The sequence below is a fragment of the Arhodomonas sp. KWT2 genome (assembly GCF_041949875.1).
Classification (GTDB): Bacteria; Pseudomonadota; Gammaproteobacteria; order Nitrococcales; family Nitrococcaceae; genus Arhodomonas; species Arhodomonas aquaeolei.
In genome coordinates this window covers 1-26,061 of record NZ_JBHFPQ010000025.1, presented here as the reverse complement: position 1 = coordinate 26,061, position 26,061 = coordinate 1, and the positions used below count along the sequence as shown (strand labels likewise).

20 protein-coding genes are annotated in these 26,061 nt (G+C 70.3%); 10 read left to right on the top strand and 10 right to left on the bottom strand.

Annotated features, from left to right (window positions below):
- Positions 1-219: 219 nt before the first annotated feature.
- Together ACEZHJ_RS02185 and ACEZHJ_RS02180 are read right to left on the bottom strand one after the other, a co-directional pair.
- Entirely contained in the window at positions 220-1,695 is a 1,476-nt protein-coding gene (locus ACEZHJ_RS02185) for a sensor domain-containing diguanylate cyclase (protein WP_163139085.1), read from the bottom strand.
- Between the two features lie 237 nt (positions 1,696-1,932).
- Positions 1,933-3,555, bottom strand: a complete 1,623-nt coding sequence (locus ACEZHJ_RS02180) for an aspartate:alanine exchanger family transporter (protein ID WP_163139084.1) — start codon at positions 3,553-3,555, stop codon at positions 1,933-1,935.
- 130 nt (positions 3,556-3,685) lie between these two features.
- Between ACEZHJ_RS02180 and ACEZHJ_RS02175 the strand changes: the two genes are divergently transcribed.
- Positions 3,686-5,224, top strand: a complete 1,539-nt coding sequence (locus tag ACEZHJ_RS02175; protein WP_163139083.1) for a bifunctional aminoglycoside phosphotransferase/ATP-binding protein — start codon at positions 3,686-3,688, stop codon at positions 5,222-5,224.
- 961 nt (positions 5,225-6,185) lie between these two features.
- On the opposite strand, the gene ACEZHJ_RS02170 is transcribed toward ACEZHJ_RS02175, so the two are convergent.
- The 4 genes from ACEZHJ_RS02170 to ACEZHJ_RS02155 form a co-directional block, all read right to left on the bottom strand.
- A complete protein-coding gene (locus ACEZHJ_RS02170; protein ID WP_018718456.1) occupies positions 6,186-7,310 on the bottom strand; it encodes an ABC transporter permease in 1,125 nt (374 codons plus the stop codon).
- Between the two features lie 4 nt (positions 7,311-7,314).
- Positions 7,315-10,026 carry a ribosome-associated ATPase/putative transporter RbbA gene (rbbA, locus tag ACEZHJ_RS02165; RefSeq protein WP_163139082.1) on the bottom strand — a complete coding sequence of 904 codons (2,712 nt, stop codon included), beginning with the start codon at positions 10,024-10,026 and terminating at the stop codon, positions 7,315-7,317.
- Positions 10,027-10,105: 79 nt separating this feature from the next.
- Positions 10,106-11,104: an HlyD family secretion protein gene (locus tag ACEZHJ_RS02160; RefSeq protein ID WP_163139081.1), complete on the bottom strand. Its 999-nt coding sequence runs from the start codon at positions 11,102-11,104 to the stop codon at positions 10,106-10,108.
- A gap of 103 nt (positions 11,105-11,207) precedes the next feature.
- Positions 11,208-12,644 (bottom strand): dihydrolipoyl dehydrogenase, encoded by a 1,437-nt coding sequence (locus ACEZHJ_RS02155; RefSeq protein ID WP_375036197.1) that lies wholly within the window; start codon positions 12,642-12,644, stop codon positions 11,208-11,210.
- A gap of 171 nt (positions 12,645-12,815) precedes the next feature.
- Here ACEZHJ_RS02155 and ACEZHJ_RS02150 point away from each other — a divergent pair, with 171 nt between their 5' ends.
- The gene (locus ACEZHJ_RS02150; protein ID WP_163142643.1) at positions 12,816-13,571 is read left to right on the top strand and encodes a VIT1/CCC1 transporter family protein; all 756 of its coding nucleotides are present in this window, start codon (positions 12,816-12,818) and stop codon (positions 13,569-13,571) included.
- Here the strand turns inward: ACEZHJ_RS02150 and ACEZHJ_RS02145 are convergent.
- Positions 13,531-14,460 (bottom strand): DMT family transporter, encoded by a 930-nt coding sequence (locus ACEZHJ_RS02145; protein ID WP_205599900.1) that lies wholly within the window; start codon positions 14,458-14,460, stop codon positions 13,531-13,533. The two genes, ACEZHJ_RS02150 and ACEZHJ_RS02145, sit on opposite strands and share 41 nt — an antisense overlap.
- A gap of 239 nt (positions 14,461-14,699) precedes the next feature.
- On the opposite strand from ACEZHJ_RS02145, the gene ACEZHJ_RS02140 reads away from it, so the two are divergent.
- Both ACEZHJ_RS02140 and ACEZHJ_RS02135 read left to right on the top strand, forming a co-directional pair.
- Positions 14,700-17,828, top strand: coding sequence for a BTAD domain-containing putative transcriptional regulator (locus ACEZHJ_RS02140; RefSeq protein ID WP_375036196.1), 3,129 nt, complete (start codon positions 14,700-14,702; stop codon positions 17,826-17,828).
- Between the two features lie 178 nt (positions 17,829-18,006).
- A complete protein-coding gene (locus ACEZHJ_RS02135; protein WP_018718449.1) occupies positions 18,007-18,987 on the top strand; it encodes a cyclodeaminase in 981 nt (326 codons plus the stop codon).
- On the opposite strand, the gene ACEZHJ_RS02130 is transcribed toward ACEZHJ_RS02135, so the two are convergent.
- Positions 18,977-19,276, bottom strand: coding sequence for an HlyU family transcriptional regulator (locus ACEZHJ_RS02130; protein WP_163143881.1), 300 nt, complete (start codon positions 19,274-19,276; stop codon positions 18,977-18,979). The two genes, ACEZHJ_RS02135 and ACEZHJ_RS02130, sit on opposite strands and share 11 nt — an antisense overlap.
- A 449-nt stretch (positions 19,277-19,725) precedes the next feature.
- On the opposite strand from ACEZHJ_RS02130, the gene ACEZHJ_RS02125 reads away from it, so the two are divergent.
- The 3 genes from ACEZHJ_RS02125 (at position 19,726) to ACEZHJ_RS02115 (ending at position 21,870) form a co-directional block, all read left to right on the top strand.
- Positions 19,726-20,991, top strand: a complete 1,266-nt coding sequence (locus ACEZHJ_RS02125; RefSeq protein ID WP_375036195.1) for a serine hydrolase — start codon at positions 19,726-19,728, stop codon at positions 20,989-20,991.
- 76 nt (positions 20,992-21,067) lie between these two features.
- Positions 21,068-21,457 carry a nucleotidyltransferase domain-containing protein gene (locus ACEZHJ_RS02120; RefSeq protein WP_018718446.1) on the top strand — a complete coding sequence of 130 codons (390 nt, stop codon included), beginning with the start codon at positions 21,068-21,070 and terminating at the stop codon, positions 21,455-21,457.
- Positions 21,454-21,870 carry a DUF86 domain-containing protein gene (locus ACEZHJ_RS02115; RefSeq protein WP_163143266.1) on the top strand — a complete coding sequence of 139 codons (417 nt, stop codon included), beginning with the start codon at positions 21,454-21,456 and terminating at the stop codon, positions 21,868-21,870. The genes ACEZHJ_RS02120 and ACEZHJ_RS02115 overlap by 4 nt, the downstream gene beginning before the upstream one ends.
- A gap of 1 nt (position 21,871) precedes the next feature.
- On the opposite strand, the gene ACEZHJ_RS02110 is transcribed toward ACEZHJ_RS02115, so the two are convergent.
- Positions 21,872-22,144 (bottom strand): DUF3634 family protein, encoded by a 273-nt coding sequence (locus ACEZHJ_RS02110; RefSeq protein ID WP_163143269.1) that lies wholly within the window; start codon positions 22,142-22,144, stop codon positions 21,872-21,874.
- A gap of 140 nt (positions 22,145-22,284) precedes the next feature.
- Positions 22,285-23,490, bottom strand: a complete 1,206-nt coding sequence (locus ACEZHJ_RS02105; RefSeq protein ID WP_259199303.1) for a CynX/NimT family MFS transporter — start codon at positions 23,488-23,490, stop codon at positions 22,285-22,287.
- A gap of 465 nt (positions 23,491-23,955) precedes the next feature.
- Here ACEZHJ_RS02105 and minC point away from each other — a divergent pair, with 465 nt between their 5' ends.
- Genes minC through minE form a run of 3 tightly spaced genes read left to right on the top strand, consistent with a single transcriptional unit; the run spans position 23,956 to position 25,833 of the window.
- Entirely contained in the window at positions 23,956-24,693 is a 738-nt protein-coding gene (gene minC / locus ACEZHJ_RS02100) for a septum site-determining protein MinC (protein WP_018718442.1), read from the top strand.
- Between the two features lie 47 nt (positions 24,694-24,740).
- Complete coding sequence (gene minD, locus ACEZHJ_RS02095) at positions 24,741-25,547, top strand: septum site-determining protein MinD (RefSeq protein WP_018718441.1); 807 nt, start codon at positions 24,741-24,743, stop codon at positions 25,545-25,547.
- A gap of 4 nt (positions 25,548-25,551) precedes the next feature.
- Positions 25,552-25,833 (top strand): cell division topological specificity factor MinE, encoded by a 282-nt coding sequence (minE, locus tag ACEZHJ_RS02090; RefSeq protein WP_018718440.1) that lies wholly within the window; start codon positions 25,552-25,554, stop codon positions 25,831-25,833.
- The last annotated feature ends 228 nt before the right edge of the window (positions 25,834-26,061 follow it).

Genomic DNA, 26,061 nt, shown 5'->3' with positions numbered 1-26,061 from the left:
TCCTGCCGGCGGGTAGCGTCGTTGTGCTCTTGGCCACGATCCCTGCGCCCGCGCCCGGGTGGAGCGCCGTGACCGGGCGGGACTGGAACGTTTCGAGGCAGGAGGTTACGGCGGGCGTCTTGCGATTTGATGACGCCGGACGGCCACCAGGGGGGTGGGATCGGGGCCAGACCGGCAACGGTGCGTCCGGTGCGGGATCCGGCGTCTGCGTCGGTGCCGCTAGTGGAGCGTGCCGTAGCGCACGCGGTTGCGGCCGTCGCGCTTTGCCCGGTAGAGGGCGTCGTCCGCGGCGGCGATCAGTGTCTCCTCGTCCGGGGGGCCGGTGGTCTCGCCGGGGAGATAGGTTGCGGCGCCGATGCTCACGCTCATTGCCCGCTTCAGCCCGGAGATCGCTTCCACGGCTGAGCGCAGCCGTTCACAGGCGGTCGCGGAGGCCTCGTTGCCCGTCTCCGGCATGATCAGCACGAACTCCTCGCCGCCGTAGCGGGCCAGGAAATCCGAGTCGCGGGTGAAGCCGTTCATGGCGTCGGCGACGGCCTGCAGGGCATCGTCACCGGCCGGATGGCCGAAACGGTCGTTGTACTGCTTGAACAGGTCGACGTCGATGAGCGCCACCGACACCGCGTGGCCGCCGCGCCGGCTGGCCGCCAGGGCCTCGGTGAGGCGCTGCTGGAAGGCGCGCCGGTTGGGCAGGCCCGTGAGTGAATCGGCCAGGGCGAACGCGGTGAGCTTGTGGTTGGCCAGCTCCAGCTCCGCGCGCTGGCGTTCCAGCTCCATGCGGTTGTGTTTGACCTCGGTGATGTCCAGGAGCTGGGCGATGAAGTACCGTGCCTCGCCTTCGTTGCCGCGGACCAGCGACGCGCTGACCAGACACCACAGCGTCTCGCCCATCGCGTTGACGTAGCGTTTCTCCAACCGGTAGGACCGCCTCTGGCCGGCGCGCATCTCCGCCAGCAGGTCCTGGCCCAGGTCGACGTCCTCCGGGTGTGCGAATTCCCGGGTATCGCGGCCGAACAGTTCGTCCTCGCGGTAGCCGAACATCTCCAGCAGGGCACGGTTGGCACGGAGTATGTGTCCCTCCGTGTCCACGAGCAGCATGCCGACCGGGGCGAACTCGAAGGCGCTTTCGAAGAGCTCGTTACTCTGTTCCAGGTGCGTGATCGCCTCCTCTCGCTGCTGTTGCAGGACGTCTCTCTCGATGACCTGACCGAGACCCTGCGCCATCAGTTCCACGAACTCGGTGTCCGCCTTGCTGAAGGGAATGGTGCGTGGTGCGATGGCGGAGAAGTTGATCGTGCCCCAGATCCGGCCGTTTACCCGGATCGGTGCGCCGATGTAGCTCTCCAGGTGCATCTCCCGGTAGACCGGGTGCTCCCTCATTGCCGGGTCGCTGCCGACGTGGTTGTAGGTTACCGCCGCGCCGGTGCCAACGACCCGGGCGCAGTAGGTGTCGCCGAGCTCGAAGACGTCGTCTTTCGCGATGCCGTGCTCGGCCGGCTGGACCGCGCGGACCGTGTAGCGGCAGTCGTCGATGTGACTGACGATGCCGATGTCCATGCCCATGAGCCTGAGACCGGCGGTGAGGTGGGCGGTGTACCGGCTCGGATAGTCCGGGTAACGGCTGATCTGCAGGCGATAGAGTTCGCGCAGGCGGTGTACGTATCCGGTTTGTTCGTCTTCTTCCGTCGAACTCATAGGCGTGTCGCTGCCATGGGCGTCGTCGCAAAGGTCCGGCAGTGTCGGATAACCCCGAGCGAAGAGGTACGGGCGATGCCCATACGCCGGTATTGGTACCGTCGCTCTGCCCGGGAGCATAACGCCCGTGCCCGCCTGGGTCATGTCATGACCCGGACGGGCCAGCGGAGTGCGGTGGACTCGGGCGAGCGGGTGGTACCGCGGCCGCAGCCCATTCAGCCCGGTTGTGCCCGGGGGCTAGAACGCCCTGAGACTGGCGATGGCCAGGTGCATGCCCTGCACGAGCACGATGACCAGGATCAGGGATACCGGATAGACCGAGGAATAGGCGACCACCGGGCGCTCGGAGCTGTCCACCTGGCGGATGATGTCGAGGCCCGGCGTGAAGGTCATGCCGCCGCAGATCACACCGAAGCACTCGCTGATGGGGATGCGGAGCAGGTAGTGGCCCACCAGGAAGCTCCCGGCCATGGGGACCACGGCGAAGGCCACGGCGTAGAACGCGTAATAGATGGCCTGTGCGTCGAGGGCGTCGACGAAGCTCTGGCCCGTCTCCAGACCGACCTGCACGAAGAACAGGGCCAGGCCGAACTCCTTGAGCACGGCGGTGGCGTTGCGCGGGAAGCGGCCGATGAAATTGCCGATGTGGCCGAAGTGCCCGAAGATCAGCCCGGAGACCAGTGCGCCGCCCGCGAGTCCCAGGGAGAACTGGCCCAGGGTGGGGATCGGGATGATCACCCCGCCGATGGCGAAGGCCAGGAACAGCGTCGCCGCCAGTGAGCCGATGTCCACCCGGCGCTGCACGGTGTGGTGCTCGTGGCCGAGGAAGAGCTCGAGCTGATCGAGCTGGTAGGGCGTGCCCACGGCCACGACCACGTCCCCGTATTCCAGGGTGAGGTCGTGGCGCGGGACGAACTCCACGTTGGAGCGCACCACCCGGGTGAGCGAGACGTTGTAGCGCAGACGGATGCCCAGGTCGCTGAGCGAGCGGTTGACCACCGAGAGGTTCTCCACCGCGATGGAACGGGTGTCGAGCTCGGCGTTCTCGTCGAAGCTCTCCTGGATCTCCTCGCCGAGGGCCGGCCCGACCCGTTCGACGTCCTCGGCCCGGCCCTCCAGGCGGACCACGTCGCCGACGAGGATCGGGGTGTTGCCGCCGGCGGGCAGCATCGAGAGGTCGCGTAACACCCCGGAGACGACGACGTCGTTCTCGGTGAGCACGTCGAGGTCGCGGATCAGGCGGCCGTTGTAGTCTGCGTTGTTCACCTTGTAGACCGCGGTGTGGACGTCGGAATGGGCGTTGAGCTCCTCGGCGACCTGACGGCGGAGCAGCTTCACGGCGACCGTGATGAACAGGATCACGCCGAGCAGGCCGAAGGGATAGGCCACGCCGTAGCCGAAGATCACCTGCTCGTCGGGGCTGAACTGCAGCGCGCTGATGAGCGCCGGACTGGAGGTGAAGGACCCGGCGAACAGCCCCAGGCCGATGCCCATGGGCACGCCGGTGGCCACCACGATCGCGACCACCGTGACGCCCGCGATGGCGAGCAGCGCGAGCACGTTCACGATGTATTCCCGCGCATGCTGGCGGAAGGCGCGGAAGAAGCTCGGTCCGGCCTCCAGCCCCACCGAGAGCAGGAACAGCACGATGCCCAGGTCCTGGAGGATGGTGACCGGCTCGAACTGCCAGAAGTAGCCGGCGACCATGGCGGCGATCAGCACCCCGCTGGAGCCGAAGCCCACGCCCTTGATCCGCAGGTTACCGAAGGCGATGCCGACCAGGATCACCAGGAAGTTGATCAGCAGGTCGGTCTTCTGAAAGAAGAACTGGAAGGCGTAGAGGCCGTCGGTTTCCGGCATCGGGCGGTCCCTGTCGATGGCAGGCGTGTCGTTTCAGCCGTGTCTTAGCATTCGCAACACGGCGCTGCAACAATGGACCCCGGCGGCGCGGCCGCGCCGCTGCACGATACGGCCACAGGGAGCGAGCGCATTGACGGATCAGCGAGCGGTCATCGAGTTCCTGGCAGACCCGGGAACGCACGGCCTGGGGGCGGGCGAGGTCACCCGTATCGACACCCACAGTGCGGTGGTCTTCCTCGCCGGCGAGCGCGTCTACAAGATCAAGCGCGCCGTCGACCTCGGGTTCCTGGACTTCTCCACGCTCGCCGCGCGCGAGCGTTTCTGCCGCGCCGAGGTCGAGCTCAACCGCCGCACCGCGCCGGCGCTCTACCTCGGGGTGTCCGCCGTCAACCGGGATGCGAACGGCCGTCTCACCCTGGACGGTCCGGGTAACGTCGAGGAGTACGTGGTCGTGCTGCGCCGCTTCGAGCAGGACACGCTCTTCGACCGCATGGCGGCGCGCGGTGGGCTCGACGTGCCGCTGATGATCCGCCTCGCCGACCGCATCGCCGCCTTTCACGGCGAGGCGGCCGTGGTTGCGGACGGGGCGGGCGCCGACGCCGTGCGCGCCACCGTCGAGGGCAACCGCGGGAGCTTCGCCGCGCTGCCCGCAGGGATCCTCGATGCCGATACCGCGGAGACCCTCACACGGGATTGCCTGGCGGCCGTGGGCCGGCTGGGCGGGTGCCTCGACCGGCGTGCCCGGGATGGCCGCGTGCGCCGCTGCCACGGCGATCTCCACCTGCGCAATATCTGCCTGTTCGAGGGCGAACCCACGGTGTTCGACTGCATCGAGTTCAACCGCTCGCTCTCGGACATCGATGTCCTCTACGATCTCGCCTTCCTGCTCATGGACCTCTGGCACCGGGACCTCCCCGGGCTCGCCAACGCGGTGTTCAACCGCTACCTGGACCGGCGTGACGAGGCCGACGGCGTCGCCGCGCTGCCGCTGTTCATGGCCATGCGTGCCGCCATCCGTGCCCACGTGGGGGCCCGCGCGGCCGGGGTGCAGCGCGAGCGAGCGGCGGGCGAGGCCCAGGCCGACGAGGCGCGGGCGTACCTGGCCCTCGCCGCCCGGGCGCTGGAGGCCGTGCCGCCGCGGCTGGTGGCGGTGGGCGGCTTTAGTGGCACAGGCAAGTCGAGCCTCGCCTACGCCCTTGCCCCCGGGCTGGGCGTCGCGCCCGGGGCGCGGGTGCTGCGCAGCGACGTCTTCCGCAAGCGCCGTTTCGGCTGCGCGCCCGAGGCGGCCCTGCCGGACGACGCGTACCGGCCCGAGGTGTCTGAGGCCGTGTACGCCGGGGTGCTAGAGCGCGCGGGCGAGCTGCTCGCCGACGGCCACAGCGTGGTGCTGGACATGGTCTTCGACCGGCCGGACGACCGCGCCGCGGCCGAGGCCGTGGCCGCGACCCACGGTGTGCCGTTCACGGGGTTCTGGCTGACCGCCCCGAGGGATGTCCTCGTCGAACGGGTGCGCCGGCGCAGTGACGATGCCTCCGATGCCACGGTCGCCGTGCTCGACCGCCAGCTTGCCCGCGGCGCCGGTGAACCGGACTGGCGGCAGCTGGACGCCACGCGGCCCGTGGAGGCGCTCAGGCGCGAGGCAGAGTCGCTGCTGGCCGGTCCGGGCTAGCCGGCTGCGGCCGGACCGGCGCGGCAACGGCGCAGGACGAGGCTCGGGTAGGTCGCGCGCCGCAGGCGTGCGACATTCCGGACCGGTCCCGGCAGCGTCGCACACGGGCTGCGACCACGCATGGCCTTGTATGTTGACGCCGGTAGGTCGGCGGCCCGCCGGCCGCCGACGTCCTGCCATACCCGCCGTGGACCGGCCATGCGCCGGTAACCGGCACAGGCCTCGAAGCTGTTGGCTGCCAGGAGCAGCCAACCTGCGGGTGGCATGGTATATCCCGGCCGGAACCGGCGGAGCCGCTGGAGGTGGTACTGGAGACGGGCTCGCGGGTGCGCTACTGGGCACGGCGTCTGCATGCTCAGGGGGTGGAGGTGCGGTTGTTGCCGGCGCAGCGCGTGTGCGAGCACCGCAGCTCGGGTAGGTCGGCTGCTCTTGGCAACCGACAGCCGCGATGATGTCGCTCACGTGGCGGAGCGACACCGGCGCCGGCAATGAGGCACGGCACTGCCCGACAGACGAGGTCAGGGCAGACAACGGCCGGCAGGTCGTCAGGTTTTCCCGGTAACCCGCAAGTAAACTGGCAAAAACCTCCCGGACAAGATCCAGGATCGTGCACGGCCGACAGGCCCTAGACGTCGTCCCGCCGGAGTAGTGTGCGGAATGATGTGCACAAGCTAGAGCGAGGTGAGCGGCCATGGTATTCGGGTTGGTTGACCGACCACCTGAATCCCCTTGGGAGGGCGAAGCCATGGCCACTCACACTCGAAAGGCTACTGCGAGCGGCGAGGCGCTGGAGGCGCAGATGCAGGAGTTGCTCAAGGCCGCGCCTGGCGAGCGTACCGAGGCGCGCGAGGGCTACCGAGCCGGCCACTACGCGGGCTCATTCGATGCCGGCCCGTGGCGCAGCGACCTGTGCCACCTCGATGAGGCACTGATACATAAGTGCAGCCGGGGGTCCTTCACACTAGCCGGCCGCGGCCAGGCTCGCGCGGAAGCGGTACAGGGCGAAACTGAAGAACACCAGCGCCAGCCCGGTTATCGCCAGCAGGTCCGGCCATACGAGGTCGATGCCCGCGCCGCGATAGAGCACGGCCTGGGCGAAGCGCACGAAGTGCGCCGCGGGCAGGGCCTGCATCAGTGCCTGCAGGATCTCGGGCATGCTCTCCATCGGGGTCGTGGCCCCGGAGAGCAGGATCATTACGATGAATACCGGGATCGCGAGCAGCCCGAACTGCGGCATCGAGCGTGCCAGCGTCGCCAGCAGGATCCCCAGTGCGGTGGTGGCGAACAGGTACAGTGCCGCACCACAGAGGAACAGCGGGATCGAGCCGGCCACGGGCACGCCCAGCCACCATCGAACCACAACGTTGAGCGAGACGGTCGCCGCGATCAGGATCACCAGGGCGTTGGCCCAGACCTTGGCGAGCATGATCTCCGCCGCGCTCAGCGGCATCACCAGCAGGTGTTCCAGGGTCCCGTGCTCGCGTTCACGGATCACCGCCGCCCCCACCAGGACGATGGAGAGGATGGTGATGCTGTTGCTGATCTGCATCACCGCGGTGAACCATTTCACCTCCAGGTTCGGGTTGAAGCGTGCGCGGGTCACCCAGTCCACCGGCAGGCTCGTCGAGGCGTCCTCGCGGCTGACGAAGCGGCGCGTCTCCTGGGAGACGATCTCCTGGACGTAGGCGGCGCCTATCCCGGCCTGGCTCATGGCGGTGGCGTCCACCAGTATCTGCACCGCGGGCTGCCTGCCGGAGAGCACGTCGGTCTCGAAATCCGGCGGAATGTCGACCACGAAGGTGTAGTGGCCGTTGTCCATGGTGCGGTCGATCGATCGCGGTGCGATCTCCTCTGCCGGCTGGAAGTAGGGCGGCAGGAAGGCGTCCGTGATCGAGCGCGACAGCGACGAGTGGTCCTCGTCCACCACCGCGATGGAGGCGTTGTCCACGCCCATCTTGAGCCCGTTCGCCACCGCGTAGACCGCGGCCGTGAATGCGTAGACGATGAGCACCAGCATCACCGGATCCCGGCCGAGGCTCGCCAGCTCCTTCAGACCCAGCCAGAAGATATTCTGCAGCCGCCGCATCGCCTCAGCGCTCCTGCTTCGGCAGCAGTGCCGTCGCCACCAGCATGAAGCCGCTCGCGAAGGCCGCCAGGGCGAGATACTCCGGGAGCATGGCGCCGGCCCCGAGGCCCTTGGCGAAGGTACCCACGCTGATGGTCTGGAACCAGGATGCCGGGAACGACACGCCGATGGTGTGGGGCGCCGCGTCAAGCCCGGATACCGGGGACATGAACCCGGAGAAGTTGATCGAGGGAATCACGGTGATGATCGCCGCGGCGAACAGCGCGGCCACCTGGCTGCGCACGAAGCTCGATATCAGCAGCCCCAGCCCGGTGCTGGCGAACACGTACAGCACGGCACCGAGAATCAGCGCCAGCGGGCTGCCCGTGAACGGCACACCGAAGAGTGTGAGCGCCAGCGCCACCAGGGTGACAAAGCTCATCAGTGCCACCGCAACGTAGGGCAGCTGTTTGCCGATCAGGAATTCGGGCCGCCGGGTCGGCGTGGCGTAGACGTTGGTGATCGAGCCCATCTCCTTCTCCCGGACCACGCCCACGGCGGTGAGCATCGCGGGTACGATCATGAGCAGCAGCATGATCACGCCGGGGGTGATCGCGTTGGCGCTCTCGAAGGCCTGGTTGTAGCGCAGCCGGGTGATCGTCGTCGCCGGCGAGGCGGCGGCCAGGGCCTCCGGATGCGCCCGGTAGAGGTCCTCGACGTACTCCTGGAGTACGCCGCTGACGTAGCCGCGGGTGGTCTCGGCGCGGAACGGCATGGCCCCGTCGATCCAGATGCCCAGCTCCGGGCGATTGCCGGCCAGCAGGTCGTGGCCGTACTCCGGCGGGATTACCAGCGCGACCAGCAGCTCCCCACTGGCGAGCCGCCGCTCCATGTCCGCGTCGTCGGCGATCGGGGCGCGCTCCTCGAAGTAGCGCGAGCCCCGGAAGTGCTCCAGCAGTTGCCGGCTCTCGGTGGAGCGATCGTGGTCGAGCACGGCGAAGGGCATGTTGTCCACGTCGAAGGAGATGCCGTAGCCGAAGGCGATCATCAGCAGCAGCGGGCCGAACAGCGCGAAGGCCAGCCGTATCGGGTCGCGCCGCAGCTCCAGTGCCTCGCGCCAGGTGAAGGCGGCGAGCCGGCGGAGCCCGGCGGGCAGCCTCGTGTGGCTGCGCCTGGCGGCCGGTGCGGCGGCCTCGCCGGCGTCCGGCTGTTCCCCCGGTGGTTCGGCCTCTTCGAGATAGGCGATGAATGCCGTCTCGAGGTCGTCGGCGTTGCGGGTTTCGCGCAGGCGCTGCGGCGTGTCCACGGCGAGCACGCGGCCGGCGTGCATCAGCGAGATGCGGTCGCACCGTGCCGCCTCGTTCATGAAGTGGGTGGACAGGAAGATCGTCACGCCGTCCTCGCGGGCGAGCCGGATGAGCTCGCGCCAGAAGGCGTCGCGGGCGACCGGGTCGACACCGGAGGTGGGCTCGTCGAGGATCAGCAGCTCCGGGCCGTGGATGAGTGCCACCGCCAGCGACAGGCGCTGGCGCACCCCCAGGGGCAGGGCGCCGGGCAGGGTGTCCGCGACGTTCTCCAGGCGGAACCGGCGCAGGCTCTCCGCGACCCGCTCGCCGACGGCGGCGGCCGGCAGGTGGAACAGCCGCGCGTGCAGCGCCAGGTTCTGGCGCACGGTGAGCTCCTCGTAGAGCGAGAACGACTGGGACATGTAGCCCACGCGCTCGCGGGCGCGCAGCCCCGTGCCCACGGGCTCGCCCAGGACCCGCGCCTCACCCGCGCTCGCCGGCAGCAGCCCGGTGAGCATCTTCATGGTGGTGGTCTTGCCACAGCCGTTGGAGCCGAGGAAGCCGAAGATCTCGCCGCGGCGGATGCGGAAGCTCACATCGTCCACGGCGGTGAAGCTGCCGAACCGGCGGGTGAGGTGCTCGGCCTCGATGACCACCGGCGTGTCGTCCGCCGGGGGCGGTGGGACGGTGACGCCGGCGGTCTCGCCGTCGGCGGCGTCCGGCATCAGCGCGACGAAGGCGGACTCCAGGTCCTGCGTGCCCGTGTGCTCGCGCAGCGCCGCCGGCGTGCCCGTGGCGAGGACCCGGCCGCCGTGCATGGCCACGAGGTGGTCGAAACGCTCGGCCTCCTCCATGTACGCGGTTGCCACGACCACGCTCATGCCCGGGCGGCGTTCGCGGATACCGTCGAGCAGGGCCCAGAACTGGCGGCGCGAGAGCGGGTCGACGCCGGTGGTGGGCTCATCGAGGATGAGCAGGTCCGGGTCGTGGATGAGTGCGCAGCACAGCCCGAGCTTCTGCTTCATGCCGCCGGAGAGCTTGCCGGCCGGGCGGTCGGCGAAGGGCAGCAGTCCGGTGGCGTCCAGCAGCCGTTGGGCGCGGGCGCGCCGTTCCGCCGGGGGCTGGGCGAACAGCCGGCCGAAGAAGTCCACGTTCTCCGCCACGCTCAGGGTGGGGTAGAGGTTGCCGCCGAGCCCCTGGGGCATGTAGGCGATGCGCTCGCACACCGCCCGGCGGTGGGCCGCGCTCGCCATGTCCCCGTCCAGCGCATGGAGCGTGCCCGCCTGCAGCCGGCGAACGCCGGCGAGCAGGCCGAGCAGGGTGGACTTGCCCACCCCGTCCGGTCCGATCAGGCCCACCAGTTCGCCCGCGGGTACGTCCAGGTCCACGGCCTCCAGCGCGGTGGTGTCGCCGTAGCGGTGGGTGATGCCGTGCAGGCTCGCGACGTTCATCGCCGGTACCCCCGGCGGTGTCGGTGCCGCGTCCGCCGGTCCGCGACGGGATCGCGTGGCACGCCCCGGCCGGCCACGGTCACTGCTCCGGGGCCGGCTCGGGCAGCCGTGTCGTCAGCCACTCGGGCCAGGGCGTGTCGCGGCCCAGGCGCACGTAGCCCATGCCGGGCAGGCCCGTCTTGACCAGGTCGGCGTACTCGGTGAGCACGTCCTCCGGCACCCGCAGCTTGACCCGGAACATCAGCCGGGCACGCTGCGCGTCGGTCTCGACGTGCTTGGGGGTGAACTGGGCGTCCGAGGCGACGAAGCTCACCCGCGCCGGGATCACGTATTCCTCGGCGGCGTCCAGGATGATCCGTGCCTCGCCCCCCAGGGGCAGGCGGCCCGCCTGGCGGGTGGGCAGGAAGATCGTCATGTAGACGTCCTGGAGGTTGAGCAGCGTGAGCACCCGCCCGCCGGAGGCCAGTACCTCGCCGGGCTGTGCCAGGCGGTACTGGATGCGGCCGGCCACCGGGGCCTTGAGGGTGTAGTCGCGGCGCTGGGCCTGGAGACGCTCCAGCTGTGCCTGGGCGGCGTCCACGCCGCCCTGCCGGGTGTCGATGGCGGCGCGGGCGGCCGCGACCGCCGCGCGGGCGTTGTCACGGGCGGCGGTGCGCTGGTCGAGCAGGTCCTCCGAGACGTGGCCGCGCTCGTAGAGGGTCTGCGTGCGTTCGAGCTCGCGCTGGGCGAGGGTGAGCTCGGTCTGCTTCGCGGCCCGGTTGGCCCGGGCCTCGGCGAGCTGCTGCCTGGCCTGGTTGACGTTGGCCTCGGCCTGGCGGATCTGGGCGTCCAGCTCCTCGGTATCCAGCCGTGCCACGACCTCGCCGGCATCGACCCAGTCGCCTTCCTCCACGGTGATCGCCGCCAGCCGGCCGGCGTACTTGGTGGCGATGTCCACCCGTTCCGCCTCGACGCGGCCGTTGGCCGCGGCAATTCCGGCCGGAAGGGGGGTCGGGCGGAGCCAGAAATAGTAGTAGGCGGCCCCGGCCGCGCCGGCGATGACGACGAGCGCGGCGAGCAGTGCAAGGCGACGTTTCATTCCCCACTCCTCGGGAACGTGTTCAGGGCGCGCGACGGCGCCGCGCGGCTGGTCACAAGGATACGCCGACGGCGCTGCAGGGCGTCAACGCGCCCGCCCGCCGTCAGGCGGGATCCTCGCCGCCGAGCGCCCACGCCGCCGGGGTGTCGCACAGGGGCAGCTCCAGGGCCGGACGTGCGGTCTCGATGTTGCGCCGGGCGGCGTGCAGGGCACTGCGCACGCCTTCCTCGATAACCGGGTGGTAGAAGGGCATCTGCAGGGCATCGTCCACGCTCAGGCGTTGCTCCACCGCCCAGGCGAGGAGGTGGGCGACGTGCTCGCCGTCCGGGATCGCCATCTCTGCGCCGAGCAGACGGCCGTCGTGGCGGTCGGCGTAGACGCGCAGGCGACCGGCGTTGCGCCCCATCATCACGGCGCGGCCCTGGCCGGAGAAGTCGGCGTCGCCCGTGACGAACCGCTCGGCGGGGAGCTGGGCGTAGCCGAGGCCGACCCGTGCGGCCTGGGGCTCGCTGAACACGATCGCCAGCGGCGTGCGCCGGCCGACGCACCCGGCATCGGGGTTGAGGGCGTGATAGGCGGCGATGCGGCCCTCGTCCGCGGCCTCGTGCATGAGCGGCTGGGCGGCGTTGACGTCGCCGGCGATGTAGACCGGCAGTTCGCCGAGGCGCAGGGTCAGGGGATCGAACTGCGGCATACCGTGGTCGTCGAGGGGCACCTCCAGCGCCTCCAGACCGAGGCCGTCGATGTTGGGCCGGCGGCCGAGGGCGGCGAGCACCCAGTCCACCTCGCGGCTGTCGCCGTTGGCAAGCACGCGCACGGTGTCCCCGTCCCCCGCCTCGAGGGCGACATCCGCGCCCGTGGTGACGGACATCGAGCGCTTCAGCCCCGCGATGAGGGCCTCGTTGACGGCTGGGTCCGAGAGGCCGCCGACGAACACCGAGCGGGTGTAGCCGTGGACCTCCAGCCCGAGCTGGCCGAGGCCCTGGCCGAGCTCCGCGCCGATGGCGCCGAGCCCCACCACCGCGACGCGGTGGCCGAGATCGGTCTGCTCGAAGAAGTCGTCCGTGGTGAGCACCCGGTGGCCGAGATCGCGCCAGGGGGCCGGCATCACGGGGCGGCTGCCCGTGGCGATCACGATGGCGTCCGCCTCCACGCGCTCGTTGCCGACGGCCAGGGTGTTGGCGTCCAGGAACCGCGGCCGGCCGCGGAGGCTGCGCTCGCCGAGTGAGCGTGCCAGCCGGGTCGGGCCGGCGACGAACCGGTCCCGCAGCTCGCGTACATGCTCCATCACCGCGGGGATGTCGGCGCTGAGCCCCTCCGTGCCGCGTATCCCCGCCTCTGCCAGGAAGCCGCGGCGATGGTAGCCGTGGGCCGCGGCCAGAAGGGCCTTGGAGGGCATGCAGCCGACCCGCGCGCAGGTGGTGCCGTAGGGGCCGTCATTGATGAGTATGACGTCGTCGGTGTGCCTGCGGGCCTCCTTGAGGGCCGTCAGGCCCGCCGTACCGGCGCCGATGATCGCGAGCTTCGCCTTGTGTGCCATGGCTGTGTGCGTTCCTTTGCGAAATGGGTGTTCCGTGGGGTGGAGGGCGAACCACCCCGATGACAGGGGGACAGTGGTGGCGGCGACCACCGTTTTCCAGTGGCAGGCGGATCCGGCACCGCCGCGTGGCATTATCTGTGGTGGTGCGCAGTATCACGGGAGGCCAGGGCCATGCGCGACGGTGATCGTACGGATGTGCTGCGTCGTGCCCATGATCCGGACGCGATCGCCCGGCGGCTTGCCGGTGCGCGGCGTCAGGAACACGTCTCCGACGCCGTGCTCGGCGGAATAGACGGCTGCATCACAACGTTCGCGGTCGTCTGCGGCGCCCTCGGTGGCGGATTCACACCCCTCGTGGCGTTGGTGCTGGGGTTTGCCAACCTGGTGGCGGACGGCTTCAGCATGGCGGTCAGCCGGTACGAGTCCATTCGTGCCCAGCGCGAGGTCGTGGCGGCCACCCGGCGGGAGGAGCTCGATCACATCGCCCGGGTTCCGGAGGGGGAGCGTGAAGAGGTTCGCCAGATCTTTGCCGCCAAGGGGTTTCGTGGCGAAACCCTGGCCGACATCGTCGAGACTATCTGTGCCGACCGGACCCGCTGGGTGGAGACGATGATTACCGAGGAACACGGCCTCGCGGCAGTCCAGCCGTATCCGGGCCGGGCCGCTGCGGCGACATTTGCCGCGTTCGTGCTCGTGGGCGCGCTGCCCCTCGTGCCGCTGCTTTTCCCAGGGGGCGAGACCGCCCGCTTCGCCGCCAGCGCCGTGATTGCCGGGGCGACGTTCTTCGCCATCGGTATGGTCAAGAGCCTCGTGCTCGAGCGCCCCGTACTGCGCGCCGCCCTGCTCACGCTGGCGACAGGGGGCAGTGCCGCGGTGCTCGCCTACCTCACGGGGATTCTGTCGCGCTGGCTCCTCGGCGGCGGCTGAGCCGGCGACCACCGGTGTTCACGAGCGCCACGCCGGCCATCACCACCGCGAGCCCGGCAATTGCCCGCGGTGCCAGGCGCTCGTCGAAGAGCAGGTAGCCGAGGATCACGGTGAACGGCGGTGCCAGGTAGAACAGGCTGGCCACCTTCGCCGCCGCGCCGTGACGGATCAGCGCGAACAGCAGCCCCACCGCGCCCACGGAGAGCACCAGCACGAGCCATGCCAGGGCGAAGACGAACTCGCCGGTCCAGTCGATGACGCGGGTCTCCAGGGCCAGCGCCGGGATGAACAGGGCCACCGCGCAGGCGCCGAACTGGATCGCCCCGCCGGTGCGCAGATCCGTGGCCGGGCAGAAACGCTTCTGGTAGAGCGTGCCGAAGGTGATCGACAGCAGCGCCAGCACCGCGCCGCCCAGGCTGACCGCCGAGGCCGTCGCCCCCCCAATGCGGCTGGAGACCACCAGCACCACCCCGGCCAGGCCCAGGAGCAGGCCGGCCCATTGCCGGGCGGTGACCCGTTCACCCAGCACCAGGCCGGCGAGTGCCGCGGTGAGTACCGGCTGCAGCGAGACGATGATCGCGGTCACCCCGGCGGCCAGGCCGTGGCCGATGGCCCAGAAAACACCGCCGAGGTAGCCGCCGTGGACGAGCAGTCCGGCGACCACGATGTGGCCGGTGCCGCGTGCCGTGTCCGGCCAGGGGGCGCGGGTGATCACCGCGACGGCGGCGAGCAGCACGCTGGCGGCGAGCATGCGTGTGGTCAGGAAGGTGAACGGCTCCGCGTGCGGCAGCCCCAGGCGGGCACCGATGAAGCCCGTGCTCCAGAGCACGACGAACAGCGCCGGCATGGCCACGCGCCAGACCGCCTGCCTCTCCCCCTGGTCGACCACTTTGCCGTTACTCCTTATCCGGACGATGCGACAGCATACTGATGCCATGCTGTCGAACGCCACCGCGACGCCCCGGGGCGGCTGCGTGTGCCGCCGGTGGGGTGGTGCGAATCGATACGACGATGCGCGAAAGCGTATGGTATCCGGTGCAGGGCATTTCGTATCCGGGCTGACAGGCACTAAACTGAAAAATCACGGATGACGCAGGCGACGCGAAGCTGAGGGGGGACAACTCAACAATGAACAATGCGATCGCCCGGCCTCGGCTGTTTACGGCGCTGGACGACTGTCCGGCGGGCCGGATTCCCTGGCTTGTGGCAGCGGGCGGCTATGGCAAGACGACGCTGGCGGTTTCCTACGCACAGGCGCGCGGGGCGGCGTTGCTGCACCTCGCGGTCGGTGACGCGGGGCTGACCGCCGGTGAACTGTTCTTCCGCCTGCGCGAGCAGGCCGTTTCCGTGCTGGGCGAGGCCGCGGAGGCGCTGCCGGTGCTCAACCCGGAGTACTCGGCGAGCCCGGAGGTGTTCACGCGCCGCTTCGCCGAAGAGCTCGTCCGGCATCTCCCCGCGCAGACCCTGCTGTTTCTCGACGACCTGCACCGGCTCGACGCCGAACACCCGATCCACGCGGTGCTCGCGATCCTCACCGAAGCCCTCGACGGGCGGCTCCGCCTCGTCATCGCCAGCCGGCACGAGCCGCCACCGGCATGGGCGCCGCTGCGCGGGCGCGGGCAGCTGCGGGTCATCGATGAGAGCATGCTCGCCTTCGACCGGTGCGAGACCGAGACCCTGCTGGACAGCGAGGGCATGGGCGGGACGGTGGGTGAGCAGCTGCTGGACTCCACCCGCGGCTGGCCCGTGGGCGTGATGCTGCTGCTCGAGCACTACCGCCGTACCGGCGCACTGCCGGACCAGCGCGACGCCCGGCGGCCACTGGCCGACTGGTTCGGCCACGAGATCCTTGCCCCGCTGGACCCGGACGACCAGCTCCTGCTGCGGGCCTGTGCGCTGCCGGCGTACTTCCCGGTCGATGCCGCCGCAGAGGCCACCGGTGTCGCCGACGCTGCCGAGCGGCTGGCGCGGCTGCAGCGCGAGCATGCCTTCATCTTCACCGAAGCGGACGGCGCCGGTGGCAGCCTGTGCCGCTTCCACGACCTGTTCCGGGATTTTCTCCGCCGCGAGGGTGAGCAGCGCTCCGGCGACGCGGCGCTGGCCGAGGCCAACGCGCGCTGGGGGCGTGTGCTCTGGCAGCGCGGCCACTGGAGCGAGGCGGCGCGGCTGTTCCTCGCGGCCGGCGACGACGAGGCGCTTGCGAACGGTGTCAAGAGCGTTGCCGGCGCGATGCTCCAGAGCGGCCGCGGGGACACCCTGTTCGGATGGCTGCAGGCCCTGCCGGAGCAGCGCCGCCGTGCCGATCCCATCCTCACCCTCTGGGAGGGGATGTGCCTGCTGCTGCAGGATACGGCGATGGCCCGCGGGCTGCTCGCCGAGGCCTGGGAGGCGGTGAGCGAGGCGCGGGACTATGCCCACATGGCGATCGCCTGGAGCGGCATCGTCGACAGTATCTGGCTGGAGTGGGCGCACGTCTCCAAGTACGAGTACTGGATCGACGAGTTCCTGCGCTTCGAGGCGGATTTCCGCGAGCACCTGCCCCGGCCGCTGTGGCTGACGGTGCTCCGCGGCATGGTCGCCGCCCTGTGCTACGGGCGGCCGCTCGACCCGTCGCTGGAGCGCTGGGAGCGCGAGGCGCTGAGTGCGCTATCCGGCCCCATGCCGGACAACGAGCGGGTGATGCTCGCCTGCCAGCTCCTCTACCTCAATACCTGGCAGTTCGGCCGTCGCGCCGGTGCGAACCGGGTCATGGCGGTGATGGACGTGCAGCAGGACGCGGTCGAGCGGGCCTCGCCGCTCGCGCGCTGCCTGTGGAAGACCTTCACGGCGCTGTGCGCGCTGCTCTTCGACGGTGATCGCGAGCGTTGCCTCGCCGAGGCGGAGGAGGGCCGGGCGCTGATCCGCGAGTACGGCATCGGTACCTGGGACTGCGCCGTGCCGCCGCTGCACGCCGCCCTGTGCTTCGATGACGCGGAGGCCCTGGCGGACTGGATGGCCTGGTTCATGCGCACCGACTGCAAGGCGGCGCGGCCGTTCTACGACACCTTCCAGGCCCATTTCCTCTCCGGCCAGGCATGGCTTCGCGGGGATGTGCACGAGGCCTGCGCCCACGCCGGCGAGAGCATCACCGTCGGCGAGCGCCACGGGTCCGTGGTGATCTCCTCGGGCTTCCGCGGCCTGCACGCGGCAATGCTCGCCGAGGCCGGCGACGTGCGTGCCGCGGTGCGTATGGCCGCCGCGGCACGGCGGCATTCGCAGGGGTTTCCCAGCGATTTCCTCGAGGTGTTCATGTACCTCGCGCTGGCACGTATCCCGCTGTACACGCGGCACCCGGAGCGGGCCCTGCCGTACCTGCGTCGGGCGTTCGCCGCCGGCGAACGCCAGCGCATGTTCTTCCCGCTGATGGTGCGCGCCGACGAGCTCTCCTACCTCTGCGCCCTCGCGCTGGCACATGACGTCGCGCCGGATTATGCGCGCTGGCTGATCCGCACCCGTTCGCTGGCGCCGCCGGCGGACGGCGCGCTGCGCCGGCACTGGCCGTGGCGTTGCCGCATCGTGGTCTTCGACGGTTTCCGTGTGATCGTCGACGGCGAGACGCGGGGCGAGAGCGGTCGCGGCCGGCCGCTGCCCCGGGCGCTACTCGCCTGGCTGGTCTTTGCCGGCCCCCGGGGCCTGTCGCAGGAACGCCTCGCCGAGGCGCTATGGCCGGAGAGCGGTCGGGAGAAGGCGCTGAACAGTCTTTACGTCACCGTGCACCGCCTGCGTGACCGTATCCTCGACGATTCCGAGGCGGTGGTCAGCGAGGGCGGGCGCGTTCGCCTGGATGGCGACCGTGTCTGGGTCGACGCCTGGGCCTTCCAGGCCGAGGCCGCGGAAGCGGGTGACGAAGAGCGCCGACTTGCCGACGCACTGGCGCTCTACAGCGGCAGCCCGACCCTGCCGGGAGTGGACCCGATGGAGGTGGAGGTCTGGGAGACGGCGCTGGAGCGCAGCTACGAGCGCCTCGCGGTGCGCCTGGGCGAGCTGCTGGAGGCGCGAAGCGCCGCCGAGGCCGCTATCCATTACCGTGCGGCCCTCGTCCATGCGCCCCTGAGCGAGGTGCTGTGGTCCGGCGCCATGCGCAGCGAGGCGGCCCAGGGCAATACCGCGGCGGTGCAGCGTACGTGGCGCGAGCTCGAGCGCTGCTTCGAGCGCGAGCTGGACGCGCCGCCGTCGCCCTCGCTGGCGGCGTTGTACCAGCAGCTCGCCGGATCCTGAACTTCCCGGGGCATCATCGCCCCGCGCATCCACCGGTCTGTGTGCCGGAGCAGACCGGCAGCGCCATTGCCCCCCGCCGGGACAGGGCCGGCCGGCGGAGAGAAGCTGTTCCTGAAACCGTTCCGGCGCTATGGCAAACGGTAATATCCCCGAAGGGATCCATGAGAGGAGTCACGCCATGACGACGGTGGTTACGAGAGACGAGCTGACCCGCTGTGTCGGGGTGGACGCCGACGCCCTCGCCGTGGTTGAGGACGGTTTCGCCCGTCTGGGCCGGGGCGAGGTCACCATCCCCCCGATCATGGGGCTGGAGATCCCGGAGAAGAACGGTGCCGCGGATGTGAAGGCCGCCTATGTCTCCGGCTGGGACAGCTTCGCGGTGAAGCTCTCCACCCGCTTTTTCGACAATCCCGAGCGCGGCCTGCCGAGCGGCAGCGGGCTGATGGCGCTGCTGGACGCGGACACCGGCCGGCCGAGGGCGCTGCTCCTCGACGACGGCTACCTCACCACGGTTCGCACCGCCCTGGCCGGGGCCCTGGCGGCGAAGTACCTGGCCCGGGAGGCGGTCGATACGGTCGGTGTCGTGGGCACCGGCAGCCAGGCCCGCTGGCAGCTCAGCGCCCTTGCGCTGGTGCGTGATTTCCGCCGGGTGCTGGTTTTCGGCCGGGACATGGATGCCGCCGAGGCCTATGCCGAGCAGATGAGCAGCGAGCTGGACGTGCCCGTGAGCGTTGCCGGCGACGCCGCCTCGCTGGTGCAGGCCTCGGACGTCGTCGTCACCACTACGCCGGCCACCGAGCCCGTGATCCGCGCGGAGTGGTTGCATCCCGGCGTGCACGTCACGGCAATGGGCTCTGACGCCGCCCACAAGAACGAGCTCGCACCGGCCGTGCTCGGTGCGGCGGACGTGCTCGTGTGTGATCTCAAGGCCCAGTGCGAGGCCCGCGGCGAGCTGCGCCACGCCCAGCGCGCCGGGGTGATCGCCGCCTCCGAGCCGGTCACCGAGCTGGGTTCGCTGGTCAACGGCCGGGCCCGTGGGCGCACCGGTGACGACGACATCACCGTATGCGACCTCACCGGTGTGGGCGTGCAGGACACCGCCATCGCCCGTTACGCGATGGAGCGCGTGCGTAGCGCCGGGCTGGGCATCAGCCTGTAGCCGGCGGGTCGAACAGCGACTCGCCGTTCTCGTCGATCAGGCGGCGGCCCTTGGCGAGGCTCACCGAGACCGCCGCCTCGTACTCGCCGTAGCTGTCGGCGCGCACGAACACGTACGGTCGTGCGTCGCCGGCGCCGGGCCGGCGGATCTCCCCGGCAACCCGCCAGGCGCTGCCGTCCTTGCGCGGCATTGCCACGATCTCGAAGCCGTTGTATTCCTCACGGCCGCCCACCGCCACGGGGGCGTCACCGTCCCCGCCGCGCAGGCGTTGCCATAATCCCTTGAGCATGATGATCGATCCCCCCAGGGCCTGCATCCGGCCCCGAGTGTAACGCGACAGCGCGCGCCGTTGCCGTACCGGGAGCGGGTAATGCCCCGGGCGGCAATCGTAGGTCGTGCGCCGAAGGCGTGCGACGTCGCTGCCGGGGCGTCGGGTGTGGATGTCGCACACGGCCTTTGGCCGTGCACGACCTACCGGAGCTCACCGGTGTTGGGCTGGTAGTGGGGGGTGCGGTGGTCGTCGCTGATCGGAGCGAGCGTGCCGCGTCGTCCTCGGATCTCCTTTGTCGCCACGCGAGGGGCGGTGAGGCTATGGGCCCGCTCTGGACGTCGTGGCCGGGGGATGGGCACGATTGGGTGCGGCACACCTGGAACCGCCGTCGCGGGCGCGGCCGGTGGCTCGGGCGCACCGAAGCCCGCGCGTCCCGGGGGTGCAGTGGATCACGCAGGGAGTTGGTCATGATGGAGACACCGGTGGCACCGGAGCAGGTGGGGCTGAGCCGCGAACGGCTCGGCCGGGTGCGGCGCTGGATGCGCGAGCAGGTCGAGCGTGAGCGCCTGCCCGGGGCGAGCGTGCTCATCGCCCGGCATGGGCGGGTCGCGTTCTTCGAGTGCGAGGGTCAGCGGGACATCGAGGCGGGTGCTCCGGTGCAGCGGGACACGCTCTTCCGCGTGTTCTCCATGACCAAGCCGCTCACCACTGTGGCGCTGATGATGCTCTACGAGGCGGGAGCCTTCCAGCTCGACGACCCCGTGGCCCGTTACCTCCCGGAGTTCGAGGACATGCAGGTCCTGGTGGGCGGCAGCGCCCAGGCGCCCCGGCTCAAGCCCGCCGACGGGCCCATCACCATTCATCACCTGCTCACCCATACCGCCGGGCTCACCTACTGGTTCATGGGCGACAGCCCGGTGAGCGGCATGTACCGCAATGCCGGCATCGATTTCGTCCGCGGCGAGGGCGGTCTCGCGGAGATGGTCGAGGGGGTGGCCGCCCAGCCGCTGATCGACCATCCCGGCGCGCGCTGGCACTACAGTGTGGCGACGGACGTCCTCGGCCGGCTGGTGGAGGTGCTGAGTGGCGAGCGTTTCGACGTCTTCCTTCAGCGCCACGTGCTCGCCCCGCTCGGCATGCACGACACCGGCTTCGAGGTGGCGGACCGCGACATCGACCGCCTCGCCGCGCTCTACGGCCCGCCGGGCAGCGACGGGTTGCTCGCCGGTGACGGCGGCGACATGCCGATGCCGGACGGCGGCCTGGAGCTGCTCGAGGCGCCGGCCTCGAGCGCCTTCCGCGCCCCCGTGTCGCTGCACTCCGGCGGCGGCGGGCTGATCTCCACGGCCCCCGACTACCTGCGCTACTGCCGGATGATGCTGGGTGGCGGCGAGGTCGACGGCGTACGGCTTCTCGGGCGCAAGACCGTCGAGCTCATGACCACCAACCAGCTCCCCGGGGACCTGGCGAGCATGGGCCAGCCGGTGTTCAGCGAGACCCGCTACGACGGCATCGGCTTCGGCCTGGGCGTGTCCGTCACCCTCGACCCGGTCCGTGCCCGCATCCTGGGCTCCCCCGGGGAGTTCGCCTGGGGCGGCGTGGCGAGCACGGCCTTCTGGGTCGATCCGCGGGAGGACATGGCGGTGATCTTCCTCACCCAGCTCATGCCCTCGTGGAGCTATCCCCTGCGTCAGCAGCTCCGCGTGCTGACCTATCAGGCGCTGGTGTCCTGATCCGCGATCGCGTGATGGTATTCTGCGGTGCAGGGTCCGCGGCAGGCGAAACGCCATGGGTCACGAGGAATCCCGAATGAAAGAGACGATACGCGAGGCGGTTGCCCGGACGGGGGCGCCGGTAGCGTGCGTCTATCTGTTCGGCAGCCGGGCACGCGGGTGTCCGCGGGAGGGCAGTGACGTCGACGTTGCCGTGCTGCTGCAACCGGATCAGTCACGCCCTGCCGGGCTGCTCGGGCCACTGCAGCGTATTCGCGGGGCTCTGGAGCGGGCGCTGGAACGGGATGTCGACCTGGTCGACATCCGCGATGCGCCGCCGGATCTCGTTCACCGGATACTGCGTGACGGGATCCTGGTCATGGATGAGGCGCCGGAGTTGCGTGCCGCCTTCGAGGTGGCGGCGAGAAACGCCTATTTTGACGTCCTGCCCTATATCCGGGAATACCGTCGCGGGCGTGTGGCATGACGGATTCGGCCCTGATCGAGAAAAAACTAGCGCTCATAGAAACGTGCGTTCGCGAACTCCGTGAACTGGCCCGGCCGGAGCACCTAGGGAGCGATGTGCGTGAGGCCCGATTCGTCGAGCACACCCTGCAGATCGCGATTCAGGCGTCACTGGATGCGGCCTCACACATTGTTTCGGTCAGAAGGCTGGGTGAGCCGGCCACCAATCGAGCGTTGTTCGATCTGCTGAGACGGGCCGGTATGCTCGGTGACGAACTGGCCGAGTCCCTGTACGCGATGGCCGGGTTCCACAACGTGCTCGTGCACGGTTACCAGGAGGTCGACCTGGCGATCGTCGAGGACATCCTGGCGAATCATCTCGGCGATCTCCTGCGTTACGTCGAGGCGGTTCGCGCCGCCTTGCCGCCAGACTGAGTCAGCTCCTCGCGCGGGTGCCGCCGTTGCCGCCGCCGGTGGGCGGCGGTTCCCAGACGTTGCGCAGGGGCTGGCGGCAGCGCTCGGGGACGTTCGAGGAGAAGCGCAGGCGGTGGCCGGCGGCGGTGCGCACGCAGCGGACCTGGCCGGCCTGTACGCCGTAGAGGCGGGCGATGTCGCGGCAGCCCGAGAGGAAGCCCGGCGGCGGCGTGCCCCGGGTGACGACCGGGCCGTCCGGCTCGAAGGTGATCGTGTACAGCGTTTTGCCCAGCATGCTCTTCCCGTCGGTGCCCGCTCTTCTTACCCACAGACCATGCGCCGGTCATGGCGTTCCGCCGTCATCCGCGCGACTGGTCGTGCTGCCGCGCAAGAAGTATCGCACCGCCGTCCGTCTCGTGTCCGGGGGGCGGCGTGTCATCGTTCGTCCCCGGCCCCAGTCCCCCGCGTGTCGCGCGATCGCAGGTCCAGGCCGAGTGCCAGTGGCGCTGCGAGCAGGGCATAGGCGGTCACCGGCGCGAGCGCCAGGGGCGGCGTGCCCGTGGCGTCCGCGATCATTCCGCCGATCAGGGGTACCGTGAATGCCACGGCGTAGCCCAGGGTGAACATCCCCGCGGACAGCCGTCCGGCCCCGCTGGAGTCGGTCAGCCACGGCGGCAGGGAGACCAGCAGGATGAGCTGTACCGCCGAGGCGAAGCCCACCACCAGCGCCCCCGCCAGTGCCGCCAGCCCGCCGGTGAGGGTGAACAGGGCCAGGCCCGCGACGCAGGCCAGGCCGGTGATCACCAGCGGGCCACGCCGACCGAGCCAGCGGCCGGACATCGCCATCATCAGCACCGAGGCCGCTACCTGGCAGACGTTGAACGTGAACAGCGTTGCCGGCAGGGCGTCCATGGCGCCGCGGTCGGCGAGAATGCTGCCCATGTACGCGTTGGTGCCGAAGAACACCGTGGCCGCGGCGCCGAGCAGGGCCCCCAGGCGCCAGACTGTGCCGTCGTGCCAGTCCGGTTGCCAGTGCGGTGCCGCCGGGCCGGCCTCGCCGCGGCTGCGGCAGAGCATGACCGCCACGCCGACGGCGAGCGCCGGTAGAGACCACGTAAGCAGGGTCAGCCGCCAGCTTCCGCCGGTGAGCGGCATGATCACCGGCAGCGTCAGGCCGGCGCCGACGAACTCGCCCATGAGCATACCGTTCATGTACACCGCGGAGCCGAGCGCGACGAAACCCGGGCACCACAGCGGTACCAGCGCCGGCAGGGCCGGCTGCATCGCCGCCACACCGAGCCCCAGTATCGCCGTGGCGGCAAGCAGCACCGCCGGCGGCGGCGCCAGACCGCGGGCGGCCGAGCTCGCCGCGACCAGCACGAGTGCCAGGGCCAGGGTCCGTCGGGCGCCGAGCCGGGCAATGGCGAGCGCGCCGGGCAGGGCGCCGACCGCGAGCATGAGCACGGGCAGGGTGGTGAGCGCGCCGATCACCGTCTGGCTCAACGCGAGATCGTCGCCAATCACCGGGGCAAGCGGCGGGGCCACGAGGATGGGCACGCGCAGGTAGAGTCCCGTGAGCCAGAGCAGGGTGAGCAGGGCGAGGCGGCGGGACAGGGGCGGATTGTTCTTCTCGTCGGACATTGGGCCAGTGTAGGGGAGCGCCGTATCACCCGATAGTGCCGCGGCGGTGGTGAGCGTGCCCGGAAACGTTACGCGGCCGAGTGCGTCATCGGGCCTGGACCACCGTCTGTCGACGGGTGTCGGGCGGCTGCGACAGTCCCGCCGGCAGGGCCTGTGGCGACGCCGGTCGCGCCGTGATGATGCGGCTATTGATCGCCCCGGGGCTGCACGATATAAAGGCGGGCAATAAGACACCGGCAGGCGTCCCCGTGACATGGTGCGCCACGCCGTCCGGCCCCTGGACGAGACCGGCACGCGCGATGGCGCGGCCGCGGCTCGCCGAAACGGGCGCGGGTCCGGGGTGTCAGCGGGCGGCGGCGGTTTCCGGGCCGCGCCCCGCGGCACCGGCGGGCCTGTCGCCCGGGGCGTCGGACGGCGTGGCGCATGGCGTTCCGGGGTCGGGCACACGTTCTCTCGGGGAGATGCATGACCTCACAGGCGAGTACCGCGGCGGGCGAGCCGGCATTCGAACTCAAGGGCCGGATGCTGACGTTGACCATCCTGCGTCTGCTGGACGCGGATCTGGAGCACTTCCTTGCGGACCTGGAGGCGCGCATCGCCGAGGCCCCGGCCTTCTTCGACGGCATGCCGGTCATCCTCGATCTCACCCCGGTGGCGGCCAGCGGCATCGACGACATCTGGCTGAGCGAGCTCGCCCATCACCTCTGGCAGAGCGGGCTGGCCCCGGTGGCGGTGACCGCCGGTGACCCCCGGGTGGAGAATACGGCCCAGGCCGCCGGCCTCGGCGTGATGCGCCAGCCCGGCGGCGGCAGTACCCGCGAGGTGGACACCGGCCCGGCGCCCGCCCGGCCGGAGCCGGCGTCGGCGACGGCGCGGCTCGTGACCCAGCCGGTGCGTTCCGGCCAGCAGATCTACGCCCGTGGCGGCGATCTCGTCGTGCTCGCGCCGGTCAGCCCGGGCGCCGAGGTGCTGGCGGACGGCAACATCCACGTCTACTCGAATCTGCGCGGGCGGGCCCTGGCAGGTGTGCAGGGCGACGCCGACGCGCGGATCTTCTGCCAGCAGCTCAACGCGGAGCTCATCGCGATCGCCGGGTGTTACCGGGTCAGCGAGGACATTGACGAGGCCAGCCGCGGCCACAGTGTTCAGATCCGCCTGGCGGGTGAGACACTGCACATCGAGCCGCTGGCGGGCGCCCAGTAACGGGCAGGACACCCTGCGATTCGGACAAGGACTCAGGAGGTTTCAGCGTGGCGAAGATTCTCGTCGTGACATCCGGCAAGGGCGGGGTCGGCAAGACCACCACCAGCGCCGCCTTCGCCGCGGGGCTCGCCCGTCGCGGCTACAAGACCGTGGTCGTCGACTTCGACGTCGGCCTGCGCAATCTGGACCTGATCATGGGCTGCGAGCGCCGCGTGGTCTATGACTTCGTCAACGTCATCAACGGCGAGGCGAACCTCAACCAGGCACTGATCCGCGACAAGCGCGTCGAGGATCTCTACATCCTTCCCGCCTCCCAGACGCGGGACAAGGACGCCCTGACCCAGGAGGGCGTGGAGCAGGTGCTGGACACGCTCTCGGAGCAGTTCGACTACATCGTCTGCGACTCGCCCGCGGGCATCGAGCGCGGGGCGAACCTCGCGATGTACTTCGCCGACGAGGCCCTGGTGGTGACCAATCCCGAGGTCTCCTCGGTGCGCGACTCCGACCGGGTGCTCGGGCTGCTTGCCAGCAAGACCCGCCGTGCGGAACAGGGCAAGGAGCCGGTGGGCGAGCACCTGCTCATCACCCGTTATGCCCCCTCCAGGGTCGGCAAGGGCGAGATGCTCAGCGTCGAGGACGTGCGCGAGATCCTGGCGATCGACCTGCTCGGCGTCATCCCCGAGTCCACCGCCGTGCTCAACGCCTCCAACGCGGGCGTGCCGGTCATCCTCGAGGACCGCACCGATGCTGGCCAGGCGTACGACGATGCGGTGGCACGCTTCCTGGGCGAGGAACGCGAACACCGCTTCCTCACGGAGAAGAAGGGTCTGTTCGGACGGATTTTCGGGGGTTGAGGCAATGAGCTTCCTGGACTATTTCCGCTCCGAGAAGCGCCGCTCGGCCTCCGTGGCCAAGGAGCGGCTGCAGATCATCGTTGCCCGCGAGCGCTCCGGGCGCGGCGGGCCGGATTACCTGCCCAAGCTCCAGGAGGAACTGCTCTCGGTCATCCGCAAGTATGTGCAGGTGAGCGACGACGCCGTTCGCATGGAGGTCGAGCACGAGGGCAACTGCGACGTCCTCGAGCTCAACATCACCCTGCCGGAAGGCGGCGAAGGCAACGCCCAGACCGGCCGGCGGTAGCCCGGCCGGCGTCGCGCCCGGGTGTCATACGGTCCAGCCACGCGCAGGTCGGCTGCTCCCGGCAGCCGACGTTTGTCCCCGGTCTAACGGCACCAGAATGTTGGCTGCCAGGAGCAGCCAACCTACCCGACCGAACAGGGCCGGAACCGGTCCCGCGGCGCGTTCCGGTAGGTCGGCTGCTCAATGGCAGCCGGCGTTTTCGCCCCGGTGTAGCGGCACCGGGATGTT

Coding starts and splice junctions, on each gene's coding strand:
- ACEZHJ_RS02115 (WP_163143266.1), top strand. CDS start 21,454: ATGACGGATTCGGCCCTGATCGAGAAAAAACTAGCGCTCATAGAAACG.
- rbbA (WP_163139082.1), bottom strand. CDS start 10,026: ATGAACGTCGCGAGCCTGCACGGCATCACCCACCGCTACGGCGACACC.
- ACEZHJ_RS02180 (WP_163139084.1), bottom strand. CDS start 3,555: ATGCCGGAAACCGACGGCCTCTACGCCTTCCAGTTCTTCTTTCAGAAG.
- ACEZHJ_RS02170 (WP_018718456.1), bottom strand. CDS start 7,310: ATGCGGCGGCTGCAGAATATCTTCTGGCTGGGTCTGAAGGAGCTGGCG.
- ACEZHJ_RS02160 (WP_163139081.1), bottom strand. CDS start 11,104: ATGAAACGTCGCCTTGCACTGCTCGCCGCGCTCGTCGTCATCGCCGGC.
- ACEZHJ_RS02105 (WP_259199303.1), bottom strand. CDS start 23,490: ATGTCCGACGAGAAGAACAATCCGCCCCTGTCCCGCCGCCTCGCCCTG.
- ACEZHJ_RS02155 (WP_375036197.1), bottom strand. CDS start 12,644: ATGGCACACAAGGCGAAGCTCGCGATCATCGGCGCCGGTACGGCGGGC.
- ACEZHJ_RS02185 (WP_163139085.1), bottom strand. CDS start 1,695: ATGAGTTCGACGGAAGAAGACGAACAAACCGGATACGTACACCGCCTG.
- ACEZHJ_RS02110 (WP_163143269.1), bottom strand. CDS start 22,144: ATGCTGGGCAAAACGCTGTACACGATCACCTTCGAGCCGGACGGCCCG.
- ACEZHJ_RS02140 (WP_375036196.1), top strand. CDS start 14,700: ATGAACAATGCGATCGCCCGGCCTCGGCTGTTTACGGCGCTGGACGAC.
- ACEZHJ_RS02150 (WP_163142643.1), top strand. CDS start 12,816: ATGCGCGACGGTGATCGTACGGATGTGCTGCGTCGTGCCCATGATCCG.
- ACEZHJ_RS02130 (WP_163143881.1), bottom strand. CDS start 19,276: ATGCTCAAGGGATTATGGCAACGCCTGCGCGGCGGGGACGGTGACGCC.
- ACEZHJ_RS02125 (WP_375036195.1), top strand. CDS start 19,726: ATGATGGAGACACCGGTGGCACCGGAGCAGGTGGGGCTGAGCCGCGAA.
- minC (WP_018718442.1), top strand. CDS start 23,956: ATGACCTCACAGGCGAGTACCGCGGCGGGCGAGCCGGCATTCGAACTC.
- ACEZHJ_RS02135 (WP_018718449.1), top strand. CDS start 18,007: ATGACGACGGTGGTTACGAGAGACGAGCTGACCCGCTGTGTCGGGGTG.
- minE (WP_018718440.1), top strand. CDS start 25,552: ATGAGCTTCCTGGACTATTTCCGCTCCGAGAAGCGCCGCTCGGCCTCC.
- ACEZHJ_RS02120 (WP_018718446.1), top strand. CDS start 21,068: ATGAAAGAGACGATACGCGAGGCGGTTGCCCGGACGGGGGCGCCGGTA.